This window comes from Gordonia aquimaris (assembly GCF_026262595.1).
GTDB classification, from domain to species: domain Bacteria; phylum Actinomycetota; class Actinomycetes; order Mycobacteriales; family Mycobacteriaceae; genus Gordonia; species Gordonia tangerina.
This window is the reverse complement of the sequence record NZ_JAPKFM010000079.1, coordinates 1-924: the sequence shown is the minus strand read 5'-3', so window position 1 is coordinate 924 and position 924 is coordinate 1. Positions and strand designations below refer to the sequence as shown.

Annotated in this window: 1 pseudogene; it reads left to right on the top strand. The window is 62.3% G+C overall.

The features are described from left to right. Position 1: 1 nt before the first annotated feature. Positions 2 to 924: pseudogene (locus OSB52_RS24655) on the top strand (IS3 family transposase); the annotation flags it as partial.

Below are 924 nucleotides of genomic sequence, written 5' to 3'. Positions count from 1 at the left end.
GTTGTTGCAGACCCATGGTGGTGAGTATGCGTCGCTGACAGCGGCGGCCGAGGCTGTGGCCAAGCAGGTCGGCGTTGGGAAGGAATCGGTCCGCCGGTGGGCGGTGCAGAATCAAGTCGATACCGGGCAACGCCCGGGCGTGACCTCGGAGGAATCGGCCGAGATCAAGAAGCTCAAGGCCGAGAACCGGCAACTGCGTGAGGACGTGGCGGTGTTGAAAGCGGCGACGACTTTCTTCGCGGGGGAACTCGACCCCCGCAATCGATGATCATCGCGTTCATCGACACGATGCGAGCTGAAGGTGTAGCGGTCGAGTCGATCTGCCGAGTCCTGCGGGAGCAGGGTTGCCAGATCGCCGCACGCACCTATCGGGCCTGGCGTTCGCGTCGGCCCGCCGCACGCACCATCAGCGACGCCCAGACTGTCGATGCGGTACGTGAGGTCGCGTGGCGGGTCGATCACCAGGGACGGCGGCGGCTCACCCCGGAAGGGCTCTACGGACGCGTGAAGATGCGTGCACTTCTGGACCGCACCAGCATGCCAGGGGTGTCCTACGGTGCGGTGGACCGCGCGATGAAGATGTTGCACCTCAATGGTATTCGTCGTTCCAAAGGTATCCGAACAACGATCCCGTCCACGGATGGAATCCGGGCCGGAGACCTGTTGAACCGCACGTTCTGTGCTGCCGAACCGAACCGTGTGTGGGTCACCGACTTCACTTACGTCCGAACGTGGTCCGGATGGGTGTACGTCGTGTTCATCATCGATGTGTTCTCCCGCAAGATCGTGGCCTGGCATGCCTCCACGAGCAAGGACGCCACCTTGGTGACCATCCCTCTACGGATGGCGCTATGGCAACGTGACCGCGATGGTCATCCTGTCAAAGATGGTGAGCTGATACACCATTCGGATGCAGGATCGCAG